At 67.5% G+C, this 21,553-nt stretch carries 19 protein-coding genes and 1 other RNA gene; 13 read left to right on the top strand and 7 right to left on the bottom strand.

Going from position 1 to position 21,553, the window contains the following annotated elements:
• Positions 1-39 precede the first annotated feature (39 nt).
• Complete coding sequence (locus FHT09_RS09635) at positions 40-1,449, bottom strand: PLP-dependent aminotransferase family protein (protein ID WP_047130178.1); 1,410 nt, start codon at positions 1,447-1,449, stop codon at positions 40-42.
• Positions 1,450-1,578: 129 nt separating this feature from the next.
• On the opposite strand from FHT09_RS09635, the gene FHT09_RS09630 reads away from it, so the two are divergent.
• Together FHT09_RS09630 and FHT09_RS09625 are read left to right on the top strand one after the other, a co-directional pair.
• Positions 1,579-2,370 carry a PhzF family phenazine biosynthesis protein gene (locus FHT09_RS09630; protein ID WP_047130234.1) on the top strand — a complete coding sequence of 264 codons (792 nt, stop codon included), beginning with the start codon at positions 1,579-1,581 and terminating at the stop codon, positions 2,368-2,370.
• Positions 2,367-3,293, top strand: a complete 927-nt coding sequence (locus FHT09_RS09625; RefSeq protein WP_047130177.1) for a DMT family transporter — start codon at positions 2,367-2,369, stop codon at positions 3,291-3,293. Before FHT09_RS09630 ends, FHT09_RS09625 begins: the two co-directional genes overlap by 4 nt.
• Before the next feature lie 41 nt (positions 3,294-3,334).
• Here the strand turns inward: FHT09_RS09625 and FHT09_RS09620 are convergent, their stop codons facing one another.
• Positions 3,335-3,673, bottom strand: a complete 339-nt coding sequence (locus tag FHT09_RS09620; protein ID WP_039509881.1) for a hypothetical protein — start codon at positions 3,671-3,673, stop codon at positions 3,335-3,337.
• A gap of 1,017 nt (positions 3,674-4,690) precedes the next feature.
• Between FHT09_RS09620 and FHT09_RS09615 the strand changes: the two genes are divergently transcribed.
• Genes FHT09_RS09615 through FHT09_RS09590 form a run of 6 tightly spaced genes read left to right on the top strand, consistent with a single transcriptional unit; the run spans position 4,691 to position 12,758 of the window.
• Positions 4,691-4,783 carry a potassium-transporting ATPase subunit F gene (locus FHT09_RS09615; protein ID WP_006452907.1) on the top strand — a complete coding sequence of 31 codons (93 nt, stop codon included), beginning with the start codon at positions 4,691-4,693 and terminating at the stop codon, positions 4,781-4,783.
• 15 nt (positions 4,784-4,798) lie between these two features.
• Complete coding sequence (gene kdpA / locus FHT09_RS09610; RefSeq protein ID WP_104606781.1) at positions 4,799-6,613, top strand: potassium-transporting ATPase subunit KdpA; 1,815 nt, start codon at positions 4,799-4,801, stop codon at positions 6,611-6,613.
• An 11-nt stretch (positions 6,614-6,624) separates the two neighbouring features.
• Positions 6,625-8,673, top strand: a complete 2,049-nt coding sequence (gene kdpB / locus FHT09_RS09605; RefSeq protein ID WP_104606780.1) for a potassium-transporting ATPase subunit KdpB — start codon at positions 6,625-6,627, stop codon at positions 8,671-8,673.
• A 3-nt stretch (positions 8,674-8,676) separates the two neighbouring features.
• Positions 8,677-9,330, top strand: coding sequence for a potassium-transporting ATPase subunit KdpC (gene kdpC / locus FHT09_RS09600; RefSeq protein ID WP_047130174.1), 654 nt, complete (start codon positions 8,677-8,679; stop codon positions 9,328-9,330).
• 55 nt (positions 9,331-9,385) lie between these two features.
• Entirely contained in the window at positions 9,386-12,052 is a 2,667-nt protein-coding gene (locus FHT09_RS09595; protein WP_104606779.1) for a sensor histidine kinase KdpD, read from the top strand.
• The gene (locus FHT09_RS09590; protein WP_104606778.1) at positions 12,042-12,758 is read left to right on the top strand and encodes a response regulator transcription factor; all 717 of its coding nucleotides are present in this window, start codon (positions 12,042-12,044) and stop codon (positions 12,756-12,758) included. The genes FHT09_RS09595 and FHT09_RS09590 overlap by 11 nt, the downstream gene beginning before the upstream one ends.
• A 13-nt stretch (positions 12,759-12,771) precedes the next feature.
• Here FHT09_RS09590 and FHT09_RS09585 read toward each other — a convergent pair whose 3' ends face one another.
• The 4 genes from FHT09_RS09585 to FHT09_RS09570 are packed head-to-tail and all read right to left on the bottom strand — an operon-like array spanning position 12,772 to position 16,813.
• Positions 12,772-14,157 carry an FAD-linked oxidase C-terminal domain-containing protein gene (locus FHT09_RS09585; protein ID WP_104606777.1) on the bottom strand — a complete coding sequence of 462 codons (1,386 nt, stop codon included), beginning with the start codon at positions 14,155-14,157 and terminating at the stop codon, positions 12,772-12,774.
• Positions 14,154-14,693, bottom strand: coding sequence for a metal-dependent hydrolase (locus tag FHT09_RS09580; RefSeq protein WP_104606776.1), 540 nt, complete (start codon positions 14,691-14,693; stop codon positions 14,154-14,156). Before FHT09_RS09580 ends, FHT09_RS09585 begins: the two co-directional genes overlap by 4 nt.
• Before the next feature lie 16 nt (positions 14,694-14,709).
• Positions 14,710-15,078: a YraN family protein gene (locus FHT09_RS09575; protein WP_104538525.1), complete on the bottom strand. Its 369-nt coding sequence runs from the start codon at positions 15,076-15,078 to the stop codon at positions 14,710-14,712.
• A gap of 4 nt (positions 15,079-15,082) precedes the next feature.
• Positions 15,083-16,813 (bottom strand): penicillin-binding protein activator, encoded by a 1,731-nt coding sequence (locus tag FHT09_RS09570; RefSeq protein WP_104606775.1) that lies wholly within the window; start codon positions 16,811-16,813, stop codon positions 15,083-15,085.
• Positions 16,814-16,895: 82 nt separating this feature from the next.
• On the opposite strand from FHT09_RS09570, the gene rsmI reads away from it, so the two are divergent.
• Both rsmI and rnpB read left to right on the top strand, forming a co-directional pair.
• Complete coding sequence (gene rsmI / locus FHT09_RS09565; RefSeq protein ID WP_039523544.1) at positions 16,896-17,717, top strand: 16S rRNA (cytidine(1402)-2'-O)-methyltransferase; 822 nt, start codon at positions 16,896-16,898, stop codon at positions 17,715-17,717.
• 162 nt (positions 17,718-17,879) lie between these two features.
• An RNA gene (gene rnpB / locus FHT09_RS09560) (RNase P RNA component class A) lies at positions 17,880-18,307 on the top strand.
• 198 nt (positions 18,308-18,505) lie between these two features.
• Here the strand turns inward: rnpB and FHT09_RS09555 are convergent.
• Positions 18,506-19,279: an NRDE family protein gene (locus FHT09_RS09555; RefSeq protein WP_104606801.1), complete on the bottom strand. Its 774-nt coding sequence runs from the start codon at positions 19,277-19,279 to the stop codon at positions 18,506-18,508.
• 314 nt (positions 19,280-19,593) lie between these two features.
• Between FHT09_RS09555 and mraZ the strand changes: the two genes are divergently transcribed.
• Genes mraZ through ftsL form a run of 3 tightly spaced genes read left to right on the top strand, consistent with a single transcriptional unit; the run spans position 19,594 to position 21,382 of the window.
• The gene (gene mraZ / locus FHT09_RS09550; RefSeq protein WP_104538522.1) at positions 19,594-20,049 is read left to right on the top strand and encodes a division/cell wall cluster transcriptional repressor MraZ; all 456 of its coding nucleotides are present in this window, start codon (positions 19,594-19,596) and stop codon (positions 20,047-20,049) included.
• Positions 20,050-20,063: 14 nt separating this feature from the next.
• A complete protein-coding gene (rsmH, locus tag FHT09_RS09545) occupies positions 20,064-21,122 on the top strand; it encodes a 16S rRNA (cytosine(1402)-N(4))-methyltransferase RsmH (RefSeq protein ID WP_166775443.1) in 1,059 nt (352 codons plus the stop codon).
• A complete protein-coding gene (gene ftsL / locus FHT09_RS09540; RefSeq protein WP_005991913.1) occupies positions 21,119-21,382 on the top strand; it encodes a cell division protein FtsL in 264 nt (87 codons plus the stop codon). Before rsmH ends, ftsL begins: the two co-directional genes overlap by 4 nt.
• Positions 21,383-21,553: the final 171 nt, after the last annotated feature.

Genomic DNA, 21,553 nt, shown 5'->3' with positions numbered 1-21,553 from the left:
GGCGCAATTGGCAACACGAAGTTGATGCCTGCAACGAAACTAACGCACCACCTGCGCCGCAAGCTTGCCCAATCGCCGCATCGCACGTTCCAGCGTGTCGCTCCACGGCTGGCCGCAGGTCAGTCGCAGGTGATCTGCGTAGTCGCCACGGCTGGAGTACAGATGACCGGGCGAGGTGCCGATGCGTTCTGCCAGTGCGGCCTCGAACAAGGCTTGGCCGCTACCGCCGTCGGGTAACTGCAGCCACAGCGATAACCCACCTGCCGGGTCGCCCACGCGCGTGCCCTCCGGCCAATACCGCACGAGCGCATCGCGCAGCCGCTGCCCATTGTCGGCCAGGGTGCGGCGCAGCTTGCGCAGATGCCGTTCCAGATCGTGTTGCGCCAGATAATCGGCCATTGCCAGTTGCGGCAGGCTGGCGCTGCCGACGGTGGAAAAGTACTTGGCGCGCACCAGGGCGTCGGTCCAGTCGCCACCGAGCAACCATCCCACCCGCAGGCCGGGCGAGAGCACCTTGGAGAACGAGCCGCAGGTAATCACGTTGGCGTGGATATCGAAATGGCGCAGCGGACGGGGACGTTGGCCCGACCAATCCAGTTCGCCGTAGATATCGTCTTCGATCACCACGGCGCCATGGCGTGCGCAGCTGTCGAGCAACGCGCGTTTGGCGCTGTCGGAAGTGAGACTGCCGTTTGGATTGTTGAAGTTGGGGACCAGCACTGCCGCACGCACCGGCGTGCGCTGCAGTAGCACATCCAGACGCGCGATATCGATACCGTGACCGGGACGGTTGGGTACTTCCAGCACTTTGAGCCGCAACGCAGCCACCGCCTGCAAGATGCCGTGATACGTGGGCGTTTCCACCAGCACCACATCGCCTGGTGCGGTAAGCGTGCGCAGCGCCAGGCTGATCGCTTCCATCGCGCCGGCAGTGATCACCACTTCTTCCGCGTCGACGCTGGTTGCGCAGTGGGCATAACGCTGTGCGATCTGGCGGCGCAGTGCGGCGTGGCCTTGCGGCGGCGCGTAATCCAACGCAGCCGTGCGCTGGCGACGCAACTGCCGCGACAGGGCTGCGGCCAGTTGCGCGGTGGGCAATAGCGCAGGCGCGGGCGTGGCAGTGTGCAGCGGCACCAGGTCAGTACGCGCCAAGGTGTCGAGCACGCGCTGCAAGGCCGGGTTGTCGACCACGCCGGGTTTGCGCCGACGTGTGGCGGGGGCTGCGGCCGGCAACGCAGAGATCGTACTGCGCACGAAGTAGCCGGAGCGCGGGCGCGCTTGCACGCGCCCTTCGCGTTCGAGTTGCAGGCAGGCCTGCACTGCGGTGGCAGTGCTGATGCCATGGTTGGCGGCCAGTTGCCGGATCGAGGGCAGGCGCTCGCCGGCACGCAAGGTGCCGCCTTCGATCTGCTGCCGCAGCTGCGTGGCCAGCGATTCGTACAGGAGCATTGGCGGGTGCCTTCCATCTGTATTGGTCTATTTGCAGCGTATCTGAATCTGTCATGGTCGTGTAGCACGTTGCAGACTGGGCGTGCCCGGCGAGTACGCCAGGTATGCATTCCTTCTGTGAGGTTGGCCGTGCTGCTTCCCGTGTTTATCGTCGATGCGTTCACCACGGTGCGTTTCAAGGGCAATCCGGCAGCCGTGGTGCCGTTGCAGGCCTGGCTGCCGGAGCCGGTGATGCAGGCCATCGCCAGCGAACACAATCTTTCGGAGACCGCCTTCTTCGTTCGCGACGACAGCGGCGTGTTCGACATCCGCTGGTTTTCTCCAATGAAGGAGGTCGGCTTCTGCGGGCATGCGACCTTGGCCAGCGCATTCGTGATCGCGACGTACCAGCACGCGGCATTTCCGCTGCGCTTGCGTGCGCCGGCTGTCGGTGAGATCGCCGTTGCCAGGGTGGACGAGCGCAGCTTCGAGCTGCGCTTCCCCAACCAGTTGCCGTCCCTGGTGCAGATGGTGCCGCAAGCGTTGTCTGAGTCGTTGTCGATCGCGCCGCAGGCTGTCTACGCGAACGCGCAGGCGTACATCGCCGTCTACGCCGACCAGGCACAGGTGCGTGCGGTAACGCCGGATCTGGGCCGGATGCTGGCACTGGCGCCGCGCGATGTGGCGGTCACCGCGGCAGGCCAAGAGCATGATTTTGTTTCCCGCTATTTCTGGCCGTCCAACGGCGGTAGCGAAGACCCGGTCACCGGATCGATTCATGCCGCGATTGCACCGCTATGGGCGCAGCGGCTGGGCAAGACGCAGCTCACCGCGTGGCAGGCCTCCGCGCGTGGCGGCGAACTGCAGTGTCGGGTCGAGCCGCAGCATGTCTACGTGCGTGGCAGCGCCGTCCAGTATCTGCAGGGAACCATTGCGCTATGAGTATTCCATTGCCCGTGCAAGCGACATCGGCCGGCGCCGGGCGCCGCGCGATCTGGCAACTGCTGGTTGCCGAAGTGCTGATCGGTTCGGTCGGCGTGTTCGTCCACGAAAGCGGCCAGGATCCGGTGACGGCGGTGTTCTATCGCTGCCTGTTCGGGGCGCTGTTTCTTACCGTATGCGGCTTGGTCGGTGGACAGCTGCGAGGGCTATGGCGCGAGCGTGCGCTGTTGCGCGATGCCATCATCAGCGGCGTGCTGCTGGTGTTGAATTGGGTGGCGTTGTTCGCCGGCATGGCGCGCTCGTCGATCGGCGTGGCGACCATGGTCTACCACGTGTTTCCGTTCGTGATGTTGCTGCTGGCCGCGCTGTTGCAGGGCGAGCGCACGCGGCGTGCCGATCTGGGCTGGACGTTGCTGGCATTCGTCGGCGTGGCCTGCTCGGCAAACCCGGCGCGGTTGTGGCAGGCGGCCGACCGTGGCTATCTGATCGGCATCGCGCTCACGCTGTTGGCGGCGCTGCTATGCGGTGCGTCGCTGCTGATGTCGCGCCGTATCAGCCGCGAGCGGCCGCTGGCGGTGGTGACGGTGCAGTGCTGGGTCGGCACGTTCCTGCTGGCCGGGTTTTCCAGCAGTGCGGCGTTGCATCCGGGCCTGCACTGGCTGTGGCTGGCGGGCCTGGGCGTGATCCACAGCGGTATCGTCTATGTGCTGTTCTATTCGTCCTATCGCCATCTGCATGTGGCCACGATTGCGGTGCTGGCGTTCGTGTATCCGCTGGTGACGCTACTGCTGGACTATCTGCTCTACGGTCACGCATTGGTGCCGGTGCAGTGGCTGGGCCTGACGCTGATCGTGGTGGGCACGCTGGCGGTGAACCTGAAATGGCGCTGGCCGCGGCGCATAACAGACAGCGCACCGACCTGAGCGAAGTTGCCGCCGCGCAGTGCACGCGGCGGCCGTAGAACTCAACGCACGTCGCGCAGTTCCCAGTGGTGCCCGGCCAGGGCCTGCATGCGCTGCTTGAGCAGGTCGCCGGGGATGCTGGTGGTGGCGACCAGGTCCACACGCAGGTCGCCCTGCTTGCCGGTAACCGTGGCCGATGGATCGGTCACGCCCAGGCTGGGGTCCACCGCGTCCGGGTCGGCCTGCAGCTGGCGCCAGCGATCGAACCAGGCCGGATCACGTAGGGCGGCCTGCAACTGTTCGGCAAAGGCCTCGGCGCCATGGGCACTGAAGCTCACGCTCGCATCGCCGCCGCGGGCGAGCTTGGGGTCGGGCAGGCTGATCGAGTAGCTGACAGGCATGTGCAAGGACTCTGATGGATGACGCCGGTACGTTAGTGCAGCGGCGGTGATCGCTCCGTCGACAGGTGGGGACACGTGGGAGCCTCCAGCTGCGGAGTCACGGCTTGTTTCGCGAGCGGGGAGGGCGCTGTGCGCTCGCCTGCCCAGGTTTTGACGGCATCTGGTGAGCGAGGCTGCAACTCGGAATCCCGGTTGTCTTTGTCTCCTTGTGTATTAGGGATGAGGTCGCGCGGCTAGATCAGTTGTAGAGCGGCTACTCTGCGGCTTGGCTGCAGGGCCCTTGCCCGCCCACCCTCGCAGGACACGCCGCAAGTACGTCCGTGTAGGCTCTTACGCGGCATCCATGCCGCGTAAGGTCCCGCGACGGTGGGCGGGCAAGGACCAGTCCAGATGGTCGGTGCGCACGGGTAAGCAAGGCGCGGCATGCATCGTTTGCAGCATGGCCAATCATTTGCCAAGACGAGCCAAGCAATCAGCAGGCTTTCGATAAAGCAACCTCAGCAAATCCTGGTGCGGTGCCCTTGCCGGTTCCGGGACCCTTGGCGGCATGGATGCCGCCAAGGAGCCTCCATGGACGGATTCACGGCGTGTCCCGGAAGTGGTGAGGGCACCGCGCCCTCGACCAATGAGGCTTTGCTACGACCTCATACGCCTTCACTCAAAACGTGGTTGTCCTGAGTTGGGACCGGACGGCGTGGGTGAGGTCGCGGTTGCTCGGAAACGACTGCATAGCGTGGAGACGTGACTGAAGACCGTCGCCACCCAGCATTTATGCGGAATTTACGCGGCGGCTGTCGCAGGTCCATAGCGACTTTACGCAGCCCGGGCAGACACTGCGCAGGTTGGCGGAGCGGTTCCGCCGTGGACGATCCCGATGCATCCCTTGACCTGTCTGCTCCATCGCCGCTGCGCGCGCGGTGCGGCAGCGCTTTGCCTTGTCGGCCTGCAGACGCTGCATGCGCCGTCGCATCTCGCATCCATCGCGCCGCGTCGCGCGCGTCTCGGGGAGTAGCCGACATGCCTGCCTGGTTGTCCCTGTTGTGCGGCGTGGCCGTACTCGTTGCCGCCGCGTACCTGCTGTACGTGGTCCTGCGCCCCGAAGACTTCTGATGCGAGTGCGCTCCAATGATTGAAACTCTCCTTGTCTACGCGCTGGCCATCGTGCTGGCTTGGCCCCTGGGCCGCTACCTGGCAGCGGTGATGCGCGGCGCCCCGATGCGTGGCGATGTCCTGTTCGTCTGGATCGAACGGCCGTTGTATGCGTTGCTCGGCACCCGCCCGCAGCAGGGCATGTCGTGGCGTGGGTATGCGGTGGCGTTCTTGCTCAGCAACCTGGTTGTCGGCCTGCTGACTTGGGCGGTGTTCATGACCCAGGCGTGGCTGCCGTTCAACCCGGACGCCATTCCGAACATGCGCTGGGACACGGCGCTGCACACCATGGTGTCGTTCGTCACCAACACCAATCAGCAGCACTACTCGGGCCAGGCGCAGCTGTCGTATCTGGCGCAGATGACCGGCATCGTCGGCCTGCAGGTGGTGACGCCGATGATGGGCCTGGCATTGGCGGTGGCGACCTTGCGCGCATTGTTCGGTGGGCGAGCCGTCGCCACTGTGTCCGACGCCTTGCCGGCATCCAATGCGACCGCGAGCGCTAAACAACCGGTGGCCGGGCCGGACGAGCCGGAGATCGTCATGCCGCGCCCGGGACGGCAGCAGTCGGCTTCCGGGTTGGAGGCACTGCCCGAGGCAGACGTCGGCAATTACTGGGCGGATGTGATCCGCGCCAGCGTGCGTGTGTTGCTGCCGCTGTGCCTGCTGTGGACGGTGCTGCTCGGCTGGCAGGGCGTGCCCTCCACGCTGCAGGGTGCGGCCACCGCCACACCGTTGGACAGCAGCGCCGGCATGCCCGAGCAGACCATTCCGGTCGGACCGGTGGCAGCGATGGTCGCGGTCAAGCAGCTCGGCACCAATGGCGGTGGCTGGTACGGCCCCAACAGTTCGGTGGCGCTGGAAAATCCCACGCCGCTGAGCAATCTGCTGGAGACGCTGGCGCTGGTGCTGTTGCCGGTGAGCGTGGTGTTCATGGTCGGCTACCTGACCGGGCGCAGGCGTCTCACCGCACTGGTCTTCGGCACCATGCTGACGATGTCGGCCGCGTCCACCGCGCTGTTGCTGTGGTCCGAAGCGCATTCGGCCAGCGCCGGCTCGCCTGCCTCGATGGAAGGCAAGGAGGTGCGTGTCGGTGCGGATGCCTCGGCGTTGTGGGCGGCCCTGACCACGCAGACCTCCAACGGTTCGGTCAATGCGATGCACGATTCGCTGGCGCCGTTGAGCGGCCTGGTCACCCTGGTGGACATGCTGATCAACGCGATCTGGGGCGGCATCGGCTGCGGCCTGCAGCAGTTCGTGGTGTATCTGCTGCTGAGCGTGTTCCTGGCCGGTTTGATGACCGGGCGCACGCCAGAGTTGTTCGGCCGCAAGATCGAAGCGCGCGAGGTGCAGTTGCTTGCGCTGCTGATCCTGCTGCAGCCATTGGTGGTGTTGGGCTTCACCGCAGTGGCGCTGGCGGTGCCGGCATTTACCGCCAATTCCAATCCCGGCTTCCACGGCATCAGCCAGGTGTTCTACGAGTACACCTCGGCCTTTGCCAACAATGGGTCGGGTTTCGAAGGCCTGGGCGATGCGACGTACTGGTGGAACCTGAGTTGCTCGGCGGTGCTGGCATTGGGCCGCTATCCCGCGCTGATCCTGCCGCTGATGGTGGCCGCGCGCATGGCAGTGAAGCGGCGCGCGCCGGAATCGGCCGGCAGCCTGCAGGTCGAAACGCCAACCTTCGCGCTGACCCTGATGGCGATCGTGCTGGTGCTCACCGTGCTGCAGTTCATGCCGGCACTGGTGCTGGGTCCTATCGCTGAACACCTCGCCCTGGCGGCGTCCTGAGAGTTTGAGCAATGTCTACGATCGATACGACTGAAAAACGCGCGCGCGGTGACGCGGCGTTGTTCGACGCCGCCGTGCTGGTGGCGGCAATGCGCGCGGCCTTCCTCAAGTTGGCGCCGCGGCATCTGCTGCGCAGCCCGGTGATGGCGGTGGTGATGGGCGGCACGCTGCTGGCGGCGGTGATCACCGCCAGCGGGTATGGCAATGCCGGGTTCGGCTGGGCGGTGACGGCGATCCTGTTCGTCACCGTGCTGTTCGGCAATTTCGCCGAGGCCATCGCCGAAGCGCGCGGGCGTGGGCAGGCCGCATCGCTGCGCCGTGCGCGCAAGGATCTGGTCGCCCGCCGGGTGGAAACCGCACTCGGCGGCCGCCAGACCCGCGTGCCGGCGGCGGAACTGCGCCCGGGCGACTACGTGATGGTGTCCGAAGGCGAATTCGTCCCGGCCGATGGCGAGATCGTGCGCGGCGTTGCAACGATCAACGAAGCGGCGGTCACCGGCGAATCGGCACCGGTGCTACGCGAGGCCGGTACCGATCGCAGTGGCGTGATCGGCGGAACGCGCGTGCTCTCCGACGAGATCGTGTTCAAGGTCACCGCCGAGCCGGGGCACAGCTTTCTGGACCGCATGATCGCCTTGGTGGAAGGCGCCAACCGGCAGAAGACGCCGAACGAGATCGCGCTCACTTTGTTGCTGGCGGCGATGACGCTGACCTTCCTGATCGTGGTGGCCTCGCTGCCGGCAATTGCGGGTTTTGTCGGCGTTACGCTGGATCCGCTGTTGCTGATCGCGCTGCTGGTGTGCCTGATCCCGACCACCATCGGCGGGTTGTTGCCGGCGATCGGCATTGCCGGCATGAACCGCGCGCTGTCGGCCAATGTGCTGGCCAAATCCGGCAAGGCGGTGGAAGTGGCCGGCGACGTGGACGTGCTGTTGCTCGACAAGACCGGCACCATCACCTACGGCGACCGGCAGGCCACCGCGTTCCATCCGCTGGCCGGCATCGACCGTGCGCAGCTGCGCGATGCGGCAATGCTGGCCTCGCTGGCCGACCCGACGCCGGAAGGCAAGTCCATCGTCAAGCTGGCACGCCAGCAGGGCGCGGTGGCCATCGAGCCGGAGGGCGTGCATTTCATCGCCTTTACCGCGCAAACCCGCATGTCCGGCGTGGATCTGGCCGGGCGCAGCATCCGCAAGGGTGCCGGCGATGCGATCGTGGCCTATGTGCAGGCGCAGGGCGCCACGGTGTCGCCGGAGTTGAACGGCCGCATCGAAGAAGTCGCGCGCGGTGGCGCCACCCCGCTGGTGGTGGCCGAAGGCCGGCATGTGCTGGGCGTGGTCGAGCTGAGCGATGTGGTCAAGCAAGGCATCAAGGAAAAGTTCGCGCAGCTGCGTGCGATGGGCATCAAGACGGTGATGATCACCGGCGACAACCCGCTCACGGCCGCCGCGATTGCCGCCGAAGCCGGCGTGGACGACTACATCGCCCAGGCGCGCCCGGAAGACAAGCTGGCCCGCATCCGCGCCGAGCAGGCCGGCGGGCGGCTGGTGGCGATGGTCGGCGACGGCACCAACGATGCACCGGCGCTTGCCCAGGCCGATGTGGGCCTGGCGATGAACTCCGGCACGCAGGCGGCCAAGGAGGCCGGCAACATGGTCGATCTGGATTCGGATCCGGCCAAACTGCTGGCGGTGGTCGAAGTGGGCAAGCAGCAGCTGATCACGCGCGGTGCGTTGACCACGTTCTCGTTGGCCAACGACGTGTCCAAGTATTTCGCGATCCTGCCGGCGCTGTTTGCCGCGGCGATTCCGTCGATGGCCGCACTCAACGTGATGCAGTTGTCCAACCCGCGACATGCGGTGCTGGCGGCGTTGATCTTCAATGCGTTGATCATTCCGGCATTGATTCCGCTGGCGTTGCGCGGCGTGCGCTTTCGCCCCTCCAGCGCCACGGCCTTGCTGCGCCGGAACATGGTGATGTACGGCGTGGGTGGCGTGTTGCTGCCGTTTGCCGCCATCAAGGTGATCGACCTGGCGCTTGTCGCCACTTTAGGGAACTGAGTCATGACGATTTCTTCGAGAACCGGTACATCCATGTCGCAGCCGTTGCGTGACGACGGCGCCCTGCGCGGGGCCGTGATGCTGGCGTTGTTCATCCTGCTGGGTCTGGGCCTGAGCTACTCGCTGGTCGCCACCGGCATCACCGGTGCGCTGTTCCCGGTGCAGGCGCACGGTTCGCTGCTGCGCGATGATGCGCGCGTGGTCGGCTCGGCCCTGGTGGCGCAGCCGTTTGCCGATGTGCGCTATTTCCAGCCACGTCCCTCGGCGGCCAAGTACGACCCGGCCGCGGCCGCCGGCAGCAACCAGGCGCGTTCCAATCCCGACCTGCAAACCCGCATCGCCGCCACGCGCGCCGAGGTGGCGGCACGCGACGGCATCGCACCGGAGGCGGTTCCCGCTGAGCTGATCACCCAGTCCGGCAGTGGCCTGGACCCGCACCTGAGCCCGGCCGGCGCACAGGTCCAGGTGCGCCGCGTCGCCGCCGCGCGCGGCTGGCCGGAACAGCGCGTGGCCGCGTTGGTACAGGCCGCCACCGAACAACCACAGTTCGGCCTGCTCGGGCAGCCGCGGGTGAATGTGCTGGCGCTGAACCTGGCGCTGGAGCGCGCCGGGAATGGGGAGTCGGGAATCGGGAATGGGGTGAAGCAAAAGCACTAGGATCATCGGGCAGCTGTAGGCTTTGCGATTCCCCATTCCCCATTCCCCATTCCCGATGATTGACGCCCGCACCCAACAAGCCGACGCGCTGATCGGCGAACTGCAGCGCGAACATGGCGGGCGCCTGACCGTGTTTCTGGGCGCAGCGCCCGGGGTGGGCAAGACCTACGCCATGCTGTCGCGGGCGCGCGAGCGCCTGCGCCAGGGCATGGACGTGGTGGCCGGGGTGGTGGAAACCCATGGCCGTAGCGAAACCGCCGCACTGCTGGACGGCCTGCCGCTGCTGCCGCGCACCCGCATCGGCTACCAGGGCCGGGAGCTGGAAGAACTCGACCTGGATGCGTTGCTGGCGCGCAAGCCGAAGCTGGCCCTGATCGACGAGCTGGCCCATCGCAACGTGCCGGGCAGCCGGCACGAGCGGCGCTGGCAGGACATCGTCGAGCTGCTCGATGCCGGCATCGATGTCTACACCACGGTCAACATCCAGCACCTGGAAAGCCTCAACGACATCGTGCTGCGCATCACCGGCGTGCGCGTGTCCGAAACCGTGCCCGATGCGGTATTTGACCGTCTGCGCGACATCGTGCTGGTGGACCTGCCACCGCGCGAACTGATCGAGCGCCTGCAGCAGGGCAAGGTGTATCTGCCCGAGCAGGCGACACAGGCCTTGCAGGCGTTCTTTTCGCCTTCCAACCTCACCGCGCTGCGCGAGCTGGCGATGCAGACCGCGGCCGACCGCGTCGACAGCGACCTGCGCGACACCCAGGCCGCACGCGGTTTGCCCGGCACCGCCGCCTTGCGTCGCCGCGTGGTGGTGGCCATCGATGGCCGTGGCAGCTCGGATTATCTGGTGCGGGTGGCGCGGCGGTTGTCCGAACGACGCGATGCCCCATGGACGGTGGTCACCGTGCAGACGCGCACCGTGGCCGACGCCGCCTGGCAGCTGGAGATCGACCGCGCGTTCGCACTGGCACGCCGCCTGGGGGGCGATACCGCGCTGCTGCACGGCGCCAACGTCGCCGAGGCATTGCTGGATTTCGCTGCGCAAAACGGCGTGTCCACGCTGGTGCTGGGGCGCACGCGCGAACGCCCGCTGGCGCGCATGTTCAACCGCACGCTGACCCAGCAACTGCTGCAGCGCGGCGCGCATTACGAACTGGTCATCGTCAGCTCCGCCGATGCGCGTGCACGCGCACGCGCACGCCAGCGTTGGCGCAATCCGCGCCAGTGGTTGCAGCGCGACGACCTGGCCTTCGCGGCGATCGCCGCCGCGGCCGCGGTCGCGGTGGCGTGGGTGATCCAGCGCTGGACCGACATCGACGATCTGTCGATGGTGTTCATTGTCGCGGTGGTGCTGGTGGCCTCGCGCACGCGCATGGCCGCCGCGGTGATCGCCGCGCTGCTGAGCTTTGTCGCCTACAACTTCTTCTTCATCGAACCTCGCTTCACCCTGCACATCAGCGCGCGTCAGGGCGTGGTGACGGTGTGCCTGTTCCTGATCGCCGCGCTGGTCGCCGGCCGTCTGGCCTCGCGCCTGCGCAGCCAGGTGCTGGCCTTGCGCGCCGCCAATGCGCATGCCAACGCGCTGCAGACGCTGGCCCGCGAGCTCAGCACTGCCGCCGATCTGGGGCAGGTGCTGGAAGCCGGCCGTCGCGCCCTGGCCACGGCACTGGATGCCGAGGCCTGGTTGCGTCTGGAGCAACGCGAGAGCGATGCACCGGCCAGCTTCGGCGCACTCGATCGCAGCGCGGCGGACTGGACCCAGCGCCACGCGCAGCCGGCCGGCCGCTTCACCGATACGCTGGCCGGCGCGCAGTGGTGGTGCCTGCCGGTGCGGCACGAACGCGGCAGCCTGGGAGTGGCCGCGCTGCGCTTTCGTCAGAGCGTGCAGCGGCCCGGTCTGGAAGAGCGTCGGCTGGCCGAAGCGATGGTGGAAGACATCGGCCAGGCAGCGCTGCGCACGCGCCTGGTCGCCGATCTGGAAGGCGCGCGCGTCAGTGGCGAAACCGAGCGCCTGCGCTCGGCCTTGCTGTCGTCGGTCTCGCACGATCTGCGCTCGCCGCTGGCCTCGATGATCGGCTCGGCCAGCAGCCTGGCCAGCTACGGCGATGCGATGGACGCACAGGACCGCCACAGCCTGCTCGACACCATCCAGCTCGAAGGCGAGCGGCTGGATCGCTACATCCAGAACCTGCTCGACATGACCCGGCTCGGCCACACCGGGCTGACCTTGAAGCGCGACTGGATCGGCGTGGACGAGCTCATTGGCTCGGCCACGCGGCGGCTGCAGCGCTACCAGCCGGCGGTGCGCCTGCAACTGGATCTGGCCGCCGACCTGCCAGCGATCTGGGTGCACCCGGCACTGGTGGAACAGGCCATCTTCAACGTGCTGGAGAATGCGGCGAAATTTTCGCCACCAGGAGTTGCGGTGACCGTGCAGGCGCGGCTGCAGGCCGGCGCCCTGCAGATCGATATCGGCGACCAGGGCCCCGGCATTCCCGAGGACGAGCGCGCGCGCATTTTCGACATGTTCTACAGCGTGGAGCGTGGCGACCGCGGCCGTCACGGCACCGGGCTGGGCCTGACCATCTGCCAGGGCATGATCGGCGCCCATGGCGGCAGCGTGGAGGCACTGGCCGGCGCCGATGGTCACGGCACCACGATCCGCATTACGCTGCCGCTGCTGGTTCCCGCCGCGCCACCTCGCCCCGATGCCGACTGACCCCACTGCCATCCCGCCTGCCCGCGTGTTGATCGTCGACGACGAGCCGCAGATCCGCCGCTTTCTCGACATCAGCCTGCGTGCGCAGGGCTATCGCGTGCTGCAGGCCGGCACTGCCGAGGAAGGCCTGGCCACGCTGGCCGGGCAGGGCGCCGACCTGGTGGTGCTGGACATCGGCCTGCCCGATCGCGACGGCCACGAGGTGCTGGGCGAGATCCGCCAGTGGTCCAACGTGCCGGTGATCATGCTTACCGTGCGCGCCGGCGAAACCGAAAAGGTCGCCGCGCTCGATGCCGGCGCCAACGACTACGTCACCAAGCCGTTCGGCGTGCAGGAACTGATGGCGCGCATCCGCGCGCTGCTGCGCCAGGCCGGCGCCGGCAGCACGGTGGAAGAGAGCGTGTTTAACGACGGCCGCCTGCATATCCACCTGGGCCTGCGCGAGGTCACGCTCGATGGCGAGGCGGTGCCCTTGAGCCGCAAGGAATATGCCTTGCTCGCGCTGTTGCTCAAGCACGCCGGCCGCGTGGTCACCCAGCCGCAATTGCTGCGCGAGGTGTGGGGCCCCACCCACGAGGAAGACACCCATTACCTGCGCATCCTGGTCGGCAAGCTGCGCCAGAAACTGCACGACGATGCCGCCGACCCGCATTACATCGTCACCGAACCGGGCGTGGGTTTGCGCTTTATCGGGGTGACGCGTTGAGGCGACAACGCCACTAGAACGGTGGCAGCACCTTGCCCGGATTCAGGATCCCGTCTGGATCCAGCGCGGCCTTGATCGCGCGCATCGCCGCCAGGGTCGGTGCGCTGAAGGCCTGGGCCATGAAATCGCGCTTGGCCACGCCGATGCCGTGCTCGCCGGAGAGCGTGCCTTCCAGCGCCAGCACCAGTGCAAACAGGCGCGGCAATGCGGCATGTGCGCGCGCGTCTTCGTCGGCATCGGCCGGGTCGTACATGATGTTGACGTGCAGGTTGCCGTTGCCGGCATGGCCGAAGGCCACAATCGGCAACGCGAACTCGGCGGCAAGCGCTTCCACGCCGGCCACCAGTTCGGGGATGCGCGAGACCGGCACCACCACGTCTTCGTTGATCTTGCCCGGCTTGATCGTGCGTAATGCCGGCGACAGCGCACGCCGCGCAGCCCACAACCTGTCGCGCGCGCTGCCATCGGCGGCCACGTCCAGGCTCACCACGCCCTCGCCATCGGCGGCATCGTGCAAGGCCTGCAATGCGTAGGGCAGGGTGTCGTGATCGCCATCGGCTTCGATCAGCAGCATCGCGCCGGCCTCGGGCACATCGCTGCCGTTGCGGCGCAGTAATGCGATCGCACTGGCATCCATGAATTCCAGCATTGTCGGCGTGGTCGGTTGCGCCATGATGCGCGACACCGCCGCTGCGGCGCTGGCCGCATCGCGATACAGCGCGCGCAAACCGGCTTGTGCGACCGCGCGCGGCGTCAGCTTCAGGGTCGCTTCGACGATGATCGCCAGGGTACCTTCGCTGCCGACCAGCAGATGTGTCAGGTCGTAGCCGGTGGAATTTTTCGTGTACGCACCGCCGCAGCGGATCACCTCGCCGGTGCCGGTCACTGCGACCAGGCCGAGCACGTTGTCGCGGGTGGCACCGTACTTCACCGCGCGCGGGCCGCCGGCATTGGTGGCCAGGTTGCCGCCTACACTGCAGATGTCCGCGCTGGACGGATCCGGCGGCCAGAACAGGCCATGCGGCTGCAAGGCCTGCTGCAAGTGGCCGTTGAGCAGGCCCGGTTGCACGATGGCGCAGCGATCGGCCGGACGCAGCGCAAGGATGCGATGCATGCGTGCCATCGACACCACCACGCCGCCGGAAAACGGTACCGCCGCACCCGTGGTGCCGGTGCCGGCGCCGCGCGCCACGATCGGCACGCCATGTGCGCGGCAGGCCTGCACGATCGCCACCACATCCTCGGTATCGCCCGGCAAGGCGACGGCGGCGGGCAATGCCCAGCGGCGCGAATCGTCCTCGCCATAGCGGCGCCGCGCGTCGCCGCCGGTCAACCAGCCATCGGGGCCAAGCCGCGCGGCCAGCAACGCGGCCAGGGCAGTGGGAAGCACATCGGTCATGACGGGTGATCCTGTGGTGCCGCGCGCTGGATGCATGTCCATCCCAGCACCGCGACGGTGAGCGGTAGCCAGACCCAGCGCAGCTCGGAGAGCAGCGTGGCAAGGCCGCGCGCATTGAAGAAACCGTTGGCCAAGGGCGACACGCGGATCGGCCGCCACGGCGCGAACCAGCGCGCCTCGCTCCAGGGCCAGGTCAGCGCAACGCCCAGTCCGCCGGAGGTCATCGCATCCAGCAGCGGATGCGATGCGGTGCAGACGAACAGGAATGCGGCTGCCTGCAGCGCGTCCGCACGCAACAGGCGATGCGCAACCCCACCCAGCAGCGCGCTCAGCCCGGCGAACAGCAACGAGTGGCTGGCACCGCGATGGCCGAACGCATCCGCATACGGAACATGCAACGCGAACGCCAGCACGTCGGCATCCGGCAGCATCGCCGCGACGATGCCGGCACCGAGCAGGCGCGGCGATACGCGGCCGCGTTCACTGGCGCACCAGAGCGCCAGCGGCACCGCGGCATGGGTGATGATGGTGGGCATCGCGCGTGGGTCGTTATCAGCAATCGTCGGCGCGGAAGGCGTCGCGGATCCAGTTCAGCACCGGCGGCTCGCCGCTGGCTTCCACCACATCGAAGCGGCACGGCAAGGTTGCCAGCGCCGGGTGATAGGCAAGAAACAGTTGCGCGGCCAGCACCAGTTTGCGGCGCTTGCGCGCATCCACAGATGCCGCCCCGCCGCCGAAGCGGTTGTCGCGGCGATAACGCACTTCCACGAACACCAGCGCCTGCCCGTCGCGCATCACCAGATCCAGTTCGCCGCCGCGGTAGTTGGCATTGCCCACCACCAGCCGCAGCCCGGCCTGCTCCAGCAGCGCGCGTGCGGCCGCTTCCACCGCCGCACCACGCTGCTGGCGCGTTGCCGGCATGGCGTCAACGGCCGTCGGCGATCGGCACCGGACGGCCACCGTTGAACGTGGACCAGGCCGGGGTGCGCAGCACGTTGCCGAAGCCATCCAGATGCAGCGTGCCGGTGGCGCCGCGCAGGCCGCCATCGGTACCGGTGGCGAGCTTTTCCAGGTACGCGCTGATCTTCCAGGCGTCGTAGCCGAACGCGAACAGGCGCGCGCCCGGTCCGCGTGCGCTGGGTAGCGTGCTGGCGACCTGGGTGGAGGCCGGCAGACCGGACACGCCCAGCGCGGTCCAGGTTTCGCTCGGGTAGATGATGCCATCCAGGGCCAGGTCGTCCTCGACCTTGCCGGTGCCGGCCACCAGCTGCGAGGTGCCCACGCGTGACTTGCCGGCGAATCCACTCAGGGCCAGTTGCGGTGCCAGCGCGCGCGCGGTGTTGCCACGCACCGCCAGGAACACTGCATCGGCAGCACCATAGTTACGCAGCTGTGCACCGATGTCGCCCGGCACCTCGGCCACGCTGATGCTGCCGGCCACGCTGCCGCCGCGTTCGCTGAAGCGGTCGCGGAACGCCTTGATGGTGCGCTTGCCGTTGTCATCGCTGGTGCCGACGATCAGCACGTTGCGGCGCTCGCGCGCGAGCAGGTATTCGGCAGCCATGATGCCGTCGTCTTCCGGCGCCAGCGAGAAGCCGGCGCTGCCGCTGGGCGGGGCCTTGTTGTCGGTGGGGCGGTTGAGCGCCAGCACCGGCACCGCCAGCTGGCCACGTGCGAACACGGCGCTGACCTCGTCGCGACCCAACGGGCCGACCACGTAATCGACCCCGGCGCTCACCGCTTTGTCGTAGGCGGCATTGGCGCCGGCGGCGGTGCCGGCGGTGTCGAAGAAGTGCAGTTCCGGGCGGCGGCGGGTTTCGGCGTAGTAGCCGGCCAACAGGCCGTCGCGCACCGGTGCCGAGGCGGTGGCCAGGCTGCCGCTGAGCGGCAGCAGCACGCCCAGCTTGACCGGCGGGCGGTAGCCATCGCGTTCGGCCGGCGGGCGCTTGCTGGTATCAAAGCCCCATTGCGCGTCGCGGTCGAACGCGCGCGGCAGCGCCAGTCCGCGGCTGATCAAGGCGCGGCCGGCGAAGTTGTACAGCGGGTCGCCGGCCGGCAGCGCCGCGGTGCGGCCCTTCAGCGTGGCGTCGTCGAGCGCGGCGAGCAGGCGCACGATCGCGCGCTGGTTCTCGCTGCGCGGGGTGCCGGTCAGGCTGGCGTCGGCGCGTGCGCGGTCGGCGGCGGCCCCGAACAGGTCGCCGGTGCCTTCCAGTGCGGCGGCGCGTGCCAGCAGCCAGCGGGTCTGCAGTGGCTGCGGCAGGCCTTGCGGGCTGTCGCCCAGCGCCTGCAACGCTTGCGCGGCCTGCTTGTCGATCACTGCCAGCTCGCCGGTCAGTAGCTCGAAGCGGGCGCGGTCTTCGCCGCTGAGATGACGCGGGGTGACCTGCGCCAGCAGCGTGCGCGCACGTGCGTCATCGCCGGCGTCGTGCCAGCCGAATGCGGACGCCGCCAGCAGGCGGCTGCGCTGCGCACCGCTGGCGCCGGCGGCCTCGGCTTCCAGTTGCTGGGCCGCCTCGCGCGGCTTGCCTTGGTCCAGCAACGCCAGCGCCGCGCTCTGGGTCGGCGAGGCGGTCTGGGTCACGCTGCTGGTGGCGCAACCGGCGGCCAGCATCGCCATCAGCGACAGGGCGGAGATCCTTGCAACACGCTTGTTCATTTCAGATCCATTGGACGGGGTCCGCCGGGGCGGACCGTTAAAAACGCTACGATTCTACCCTTTGCCCTACGGAATACCGTCGATGACCTCCCCTGGAACCCTGCATGTGGTCGCCACGCCGATCGGCAACCTGGCCGACCTGTCGCCGCGTGCGCAGGAGGTGCTGCGTGGCGTGGCCGCGATCTGCGCCGAAGACACCCGCCATACCCGCCAGCTGCTCGGCCATTTCGGCATCGACCGCCCGCTGCTGGCCCTGCACGACCACAACGAAGAAGCCATGTCTGAGCGCATCGTCGCGCGCCTGCGCGAGGGCGAGTCGCTAGCCATCGTCAGCGACGCCGGCACCCCGCTGGTCAGCGACCCCGGCTTCAAGCTGGTGCGCGCCGCCCGCGCCGCCGGGATCCGGGTCAGCCCGGTGCCGGGCGCCTGCGCCGCCATCGCCGCGCTCAGCGTGGCCGGCCTGCCCAGCGACCGCTTCGGCTTCGAGGGCTTTCTGCCGGCCAAGAGCGCCGCCCGCCGCGAGCGCCTGGCGCACCTGGCCGGCGAAACCCGCACCCTGGTGTTCTACGAGTCCTCGCACCGCATCGTCGAGTCGCTGGCCGACCTGCGCGGCGCCTTCGGCGACGAGCGTCCGGCGGTGATCGCCCGCGAGCTGACCAAGCTGTTCGAAACCGTGCTCGACGGCACCCTGGCCGAGCTGCAGGCCAGGGTCGAAGCCGACGACAACCAGCGCAAGGGCGAGTTCGTGGTGATGGTGCAGGGCGCCGCCGACGCCGCCGAAGGCCAGCTGGCCGAAGGCCGCCGCGTCTACGCCAAGCTGGCCGAACACCTGCCGCCGTCCACCGCCGCCAAGCTGGCCGCCGAGCTGACCGGTGCACCACGCAAGGCGTTGTATGGCGGCTAGGTGCTGTTGCAGGAGCAGGTTGACGTGCACTGGGATTTTTCTCGGTAAGGCCTCTCGCGCCCAGGTGCGCTCCTACGGGCAATTGCGGGCCTACCGGCAATTGCGGGGCTAGCAGCGTTACGCCGTTCTGCACGGTGGCGATAGCGTATAGTGCGCCCCGGCGGAGTCGGCCAGACAGTCGCGTCACTCGCAAGAGTGCCGAGGAAAGTCCGGGCTCCATAGGGCAAGGTGCCAGGTAACGCCTGGGCGGCGCAAGCCGACGGAAAGTGCAACAGAAAGATACCGCCTACGTCCCTCGTCACCCCTCTGCCGCCACTGAAACGTGTCGGCGATGCATCAGCATCGCCAAGTGCGTTCGGAGGCCGCAGAGGGGTGGCGAGGGGCCGGTAAGGGTGAAATGGTGCGGTAAGAGCGCACCGCGAGTCCGGTAACGGACCGGCACGGCAAACCCCACCTGGAGCAAGACCAAATAGGGATCCATTGGCGTGGCCCGCGCTGGATCCGGGTAGGTTGCTTGAGCGCTGCGGTGACGTAGCGCCTAGACGAATGACTGTCCACGACAGAACCCGGCTTACCGGCCGGCTCCGCCACCTTCGTTTGGGCGTTCGCCCTTCTCGAAGATGCCCACGCTTGGTACCGCCTTCGGCAGTACAAAACGCGGGCCCCGCTCCGGGCATGCCAGAACCCCGCGGCTGTTGCCGCGCCCCCTTGACTCAAGGGGGCTTGCACTTGGGTGCTTTGCCGGGCGCCTTGCCTTGGCTGCGATCAATGTGAGCCGGTTGCTGCGGTCATTGTCGACGCGTCCCGACGATGTCCAGCCGTGTGTCGCCCTGGAAGATCCCGGCGGGACCGAAGCGGCGTTCGTGGATGAAGCCGCAGCCTTGATGGTCCACCGCGACGATGGTGCTGGCGCGGGTGCCGTAGCTGGGTCCGTTGATGAAGGCGGCCGAGAGCAGGCGTTCGGTGGGCAGGTCTACGCCAGTGTGGGGCAGGGCGGCGTCAGGCGCGATGGCGGGGTTGCCCAGGGCGGTCCACAGCGGTTGCAGGTCGTCGGTACCTGCGGCGCACCAGTCCTGCAGGGCTGCAGTCAGTGCAGCGGTCTTGGGCCAGCGCGCGTCCAGCGGGCCGTTGGACATGCCGTGGATGCCGGGCGCCAGCGTGCGCGCCAACGGCGGGTGATTGCTGAGGTGTTCGCAGCGCTCGGTGTCGCACAGCAATAGATTGAATGGCGGGAATTCGTGCGCGGCCGCTGCCAGGTCGCCAGCGTAAACGGCCGCGTCCAGGCTGCCGGCCAGGTAATCGGCAATGAGATGTCCGCGCGAGCGCCCGGACGTGCTGGCGAGCGGGTCGCGCACGTTGGTCACCACTGCGGCGCGCCCGTCGCTGCCCAACCCCACCCAACTGCCGCCCGAGCGCAGGTCGCGGCCCGCCAGTACGCCATTGGCGGGCGCCGGCCAGCGCGCCAGCGCAGCGGTCGGCCGGTCGTGGAACTCATCGCGGTTGCCCGCCAGCAGCAGACGCCAACGCGGGTGGGTTTTCCAGGCAAGAGCGACCAGGCACATGGCGCCGATTGTCGCCTGTTTGCGCAATGCCCATGTGCAGCTGGCGCAGTGTGAAGTGAGACTGCGGTCGGGTTTACATCGCCTTCACGCCCCTGAATTTTTGTTCAATCTCAAAATCTGAGATGAAACAGCAACTTGTGGATAACCTTTGAACAAGTCTCTAAAGAGTGCTGCAACTCATTGATGCAACTGGCGATTTATGGCCTTCAAAGTTGTTGACAACCTTTGACGCGCTGCTAAGGTGGGCAACGGAGGGAAAACCAGGTGTTTTGTGGTTTTTCGTGGTTCAATGATCCCCCAGCGGGTATTCGAGGTTGTATTCGGTGTTTCAGGGCGAGACTGCCATCACGGTGGACGACAAGGGGCGTATGGCGGTGCCGACCGCGTACCGCGACCTGGTCACGCGCGCGAGCGGCAATCGCCTGGTGCTGACGTACAACCCGTTCGAAGCCGGATGCCTGTGGCTGTATGCGGAAAAGGAGTGGGAGCGGGTGCGTGACGATGTGATGTCCAAGCCCAATACCCAGCGCGTGGTCCGCACGCTGCAGCAGAAACTGGTGGGTTCTTCCGCAATGCTCGAGCTGGACGCCAATGGCCGTCTGAGCATCCCGGCCAGCCACCGCAATGCGGTCGGCATCGAGAAGAAGGCCGTGCTGCTGGGCATGGGCGACAAATTCGAACTCTGGAGCGAGCAGGCACATCGCGCATTGATCCAGCAGACCTTGTCTGACGGGGATCTGGGCGATGAATTGCTCGATCTCAGGTTGTGAGCCGGGGTGCCCGGATGCGCGGTGAAGCGCAGCCCGGTCACCCGGTGTCGCAGCCACCGGCGGCCCACGTGCCGGTGCTGTACACGCAGGTTCTGGACGGCCTGCAGGTGATCGACAACGGAACCTATCTCGATGGCACGTTCGGGCGTGGCGGACACGCCCGTGGTGTGCTGCAACACCTTGGCCCGGGAGGTCGACTGCTGGTGATGGACAAGGACCCCGACGCGATCGCCGTGGCCGAACAGTCGTTCGGTGACGATGCGCGCGTGTCCATCCATCGCGGCAGCTTTGCCGGCCTCGGCCAGGTGGTCGCTGCGGCAACCGTCGACGGCATCCTGCTGGATCTGGGCGTGTCCTCGCCGCAGCTGGACGTGGCCGGGCGCGGTTTCAGTTTTGGCAAGGACGGCCCGCTGGACATGCGCATGGACCCGGACGCCGGCCAGAGCGCGGCCGAGTGGCTGGCGCATGCCAGCGACCGCGACATCGCCGACGTGCTGTGGACCTATGGCGAAGAGCGCCAGAGCCGCCGCATCGCGCGCGCCATCGTGGCGCGCCGCGCCGAACAGCCGCTGCTGCGCACCGCGCAACTGGCCGAATTGATCGCCTCGGTGATGCCGCGCGGCGACAGCAAGACCCATCCGGCCACGCGCAGCTTCCAGGCGATCCGCATCTACATCAACCGCGAACTGGACGATCTGGAAGCCGGCCTGGATGCCGCCCTGGGCGCGCTCAAGCCCGGCGGCCGCCTGGCGGTGATCAGCTTCCACTCGCTGGAAGACCGCATCGTCAAGCAGTTCATGGCCCGCTACGCCAAGGCCCCGCCAAGCAACCGCCGCCTGCCCGAAGCACAGCCGTTCGTGCCGACGCTGCAGCTGATCAGCGGCGCCATCAAGGCCGACGACGCCGAACTGAGCGTCAACCCTCGCGCCCGCAGCGCGGTATTGCGGGTGGCCGAAAAGCTGGGAATGGGGAATGGGGAATCGGGAATGGACAAAGGCAACAGTGCCGCTGCTTTCCGATTCCCGACTCCCGATTCCCGATTCCCGGCGTCTCCGAACGGAGACGCCGCATGAGCCGCCTGCTGCTCATCGTGCTGCTCGCCTGCAGCATCGCCTCGGCGATCGGGGTCGTGTACATGCGTCACATGCATCGCAAGCTGTTCGTGCAGTTGTCCAAGCTCGAGCACACGCGCGATGAATTGAACATCGAATTCGGCCGGCTGCAGCTGGAGCAGGCCACCTGGGCGGAAAGCAATCGCGTGGATCAGGTCGCGCGTGCGCGCATCGGGATGAAGTTCCCGGAGACCAACGACATCGTGGTGGTGCGCCCATGACCGAACGGCAGGACAGCCGTTTTGCACGGCGAAGCCGCCCGCAGGGTGGCGCACACACAGGTACGCCCATGACAAAACGGCAGGACAGCCGTTTTGCACGGCGAAGCCGCCCGCAGGGTGGCGCACACACAGGTACGCCCATGACAAAACGGCAGGACAGCCGTTTTGCAC

It is taken from the genome of Xanthomonas sp. CFBP 8152, from assembly GCF_014199025.1.
Taxonomy (GTDB): domain Bacteria; phylum Pseudomonadota; class Gammaproteobacteria; order Xanthomonadales; family Xanthomonadaceae; genus Xanthomonas; species Xanthomonas arboricola_B.
Note: the sequence above shows the minus strand (reverse complement) of the source record. Positions and strands in the feature narration are given on the sequence as shown.

What these genes read in the sequence shown, in the direction of transcription:
- FHT09_RS09615 (WP_006452907.1), top strand. Translation starts at nt 4,691, where the DNA reads ATGCCTGCCTGGTTGTCCCTGTTGTGCGGCGTGGCCGTACTCGTTGCC.
- kdpA (WP_104606781.1), top strand. Translation starts at nt 4,799, where the DNA reads ATGATTGAAACTCTCCTTGTCTACGCGCTGGCCATCGTGCTGGCTTGG.
- FHT09_RS09595 (WP_104606779.1), top strand. Translation starts at nt 9,386, where the DNA reads ATGATTGACGCCCGCACCCAACAAGCCGACGCGCTGATCGGCGAACTG.
- FHT09_RS09585 (WP_104606777.1), bottom strand. Translation starts at nt 14,157, where the DNA reads ATGACCGATGTGCTTCCCACTGCCCTGGCCGCGTTGCTGGCCGCGCGG.
- FHT09_RS09575 (WP_104538525.1), bottom strand. Translation starts at nt 15,078, where the DNA reads ATGCCGGCAACGCGCCAGCAGCGTGGTGCGGCGGTGGAAGCGGCCGCA.
- rsmH (WP_166775443.1), top strand. Translation starts at nt 20,064, where the DNA reads ATGCGCGGTGAAGCGCAGCCCGGTCACCCGGTGTCGCAGCCACCGGCG.
- FHT09_RS09620 (WP_039509881.1), bottom strand. Translation starts at nt 3,673, where the DNA reads ATGCCTGTCAGCTACTCGATCAGCCTGCCCGACCCCAAGCTCGCCCGC.
- FHT09_RS09635 (WP_047130178.1), bottom strand. Translation starts at nt 1,449, where the DNA reads ATGCTCCTGTACGAATCGCTGGCCACGCAGCTGCGGCAGCAGATCGAA.
- ftsL (WP_005991913.1), top strand. Translation starts at nt 21,119, where the DNA reads ATGAGCCGCCTGCTGCTCATCGTGCTGCTCGCCTGCAGCATCGCCTCG.
- FHT09_RS09570 (WP_104606775.1), bottom strand. Translation starts at nt 16,813, where the DNA reads ATGAACAAGCGTGTTGCAAGGATCTCCGCCCTGTCGCTGATGGCGATG.
- FHT09_RS09580 (WP_104606776.1), bottom strand. Translation starts at nt 14,693, where the DNA reads ATGCCCACCATCATCACCCATGCCGCGGTGCCGCTGGCGCTCTGGTGC.
- kdpC (WP_047130174.1), top strand. Translation starts at nt 8,677, where the DNA reads ATGACGATTTCTTCGAGAACCGGTACATCCATGTCGCAGCCGTTGCGT.
- FHT09_RS09555 (WP_104606801.1), bottom strand. Translation starts at nt 19,279, where the DNA reads ATGTGCCTGGTCGCTCTTGCCTGGAAAACCCACCCGCGTTGGCGTCTG.
- FHT09_RS09625 (WP_047130177.1), top strand. Translation starts at nt 2,367, where the DNA reads ATGAGTATTCCATTGCCCGTGCAAGCGACATCGGCCGGCGCCGGGCGC.
- kdpB (WP_104606780.1), top strand. Translation starts at nt 6,625, where the DNA reads ATGTCTACGATCGATACGACTGAAAAACGCGCGCGCGGTGACGCGGCG.
- FHT09_RS09590 (WP_104606778.1), top strand. Translation starts at nt 12,042, where the DNA reads ATGCCGACTGACCCCACTGCCATCCCGCCTGCCCGCGTGTTGATCGTC.
- rsmI (WP_039523544.1), top strand. Translation starts at nt 16,896, where the DNA reads ATGACCTCCCCTGGAACCCTGCATGTGGTCGCCACGCCGATCGGCAAC.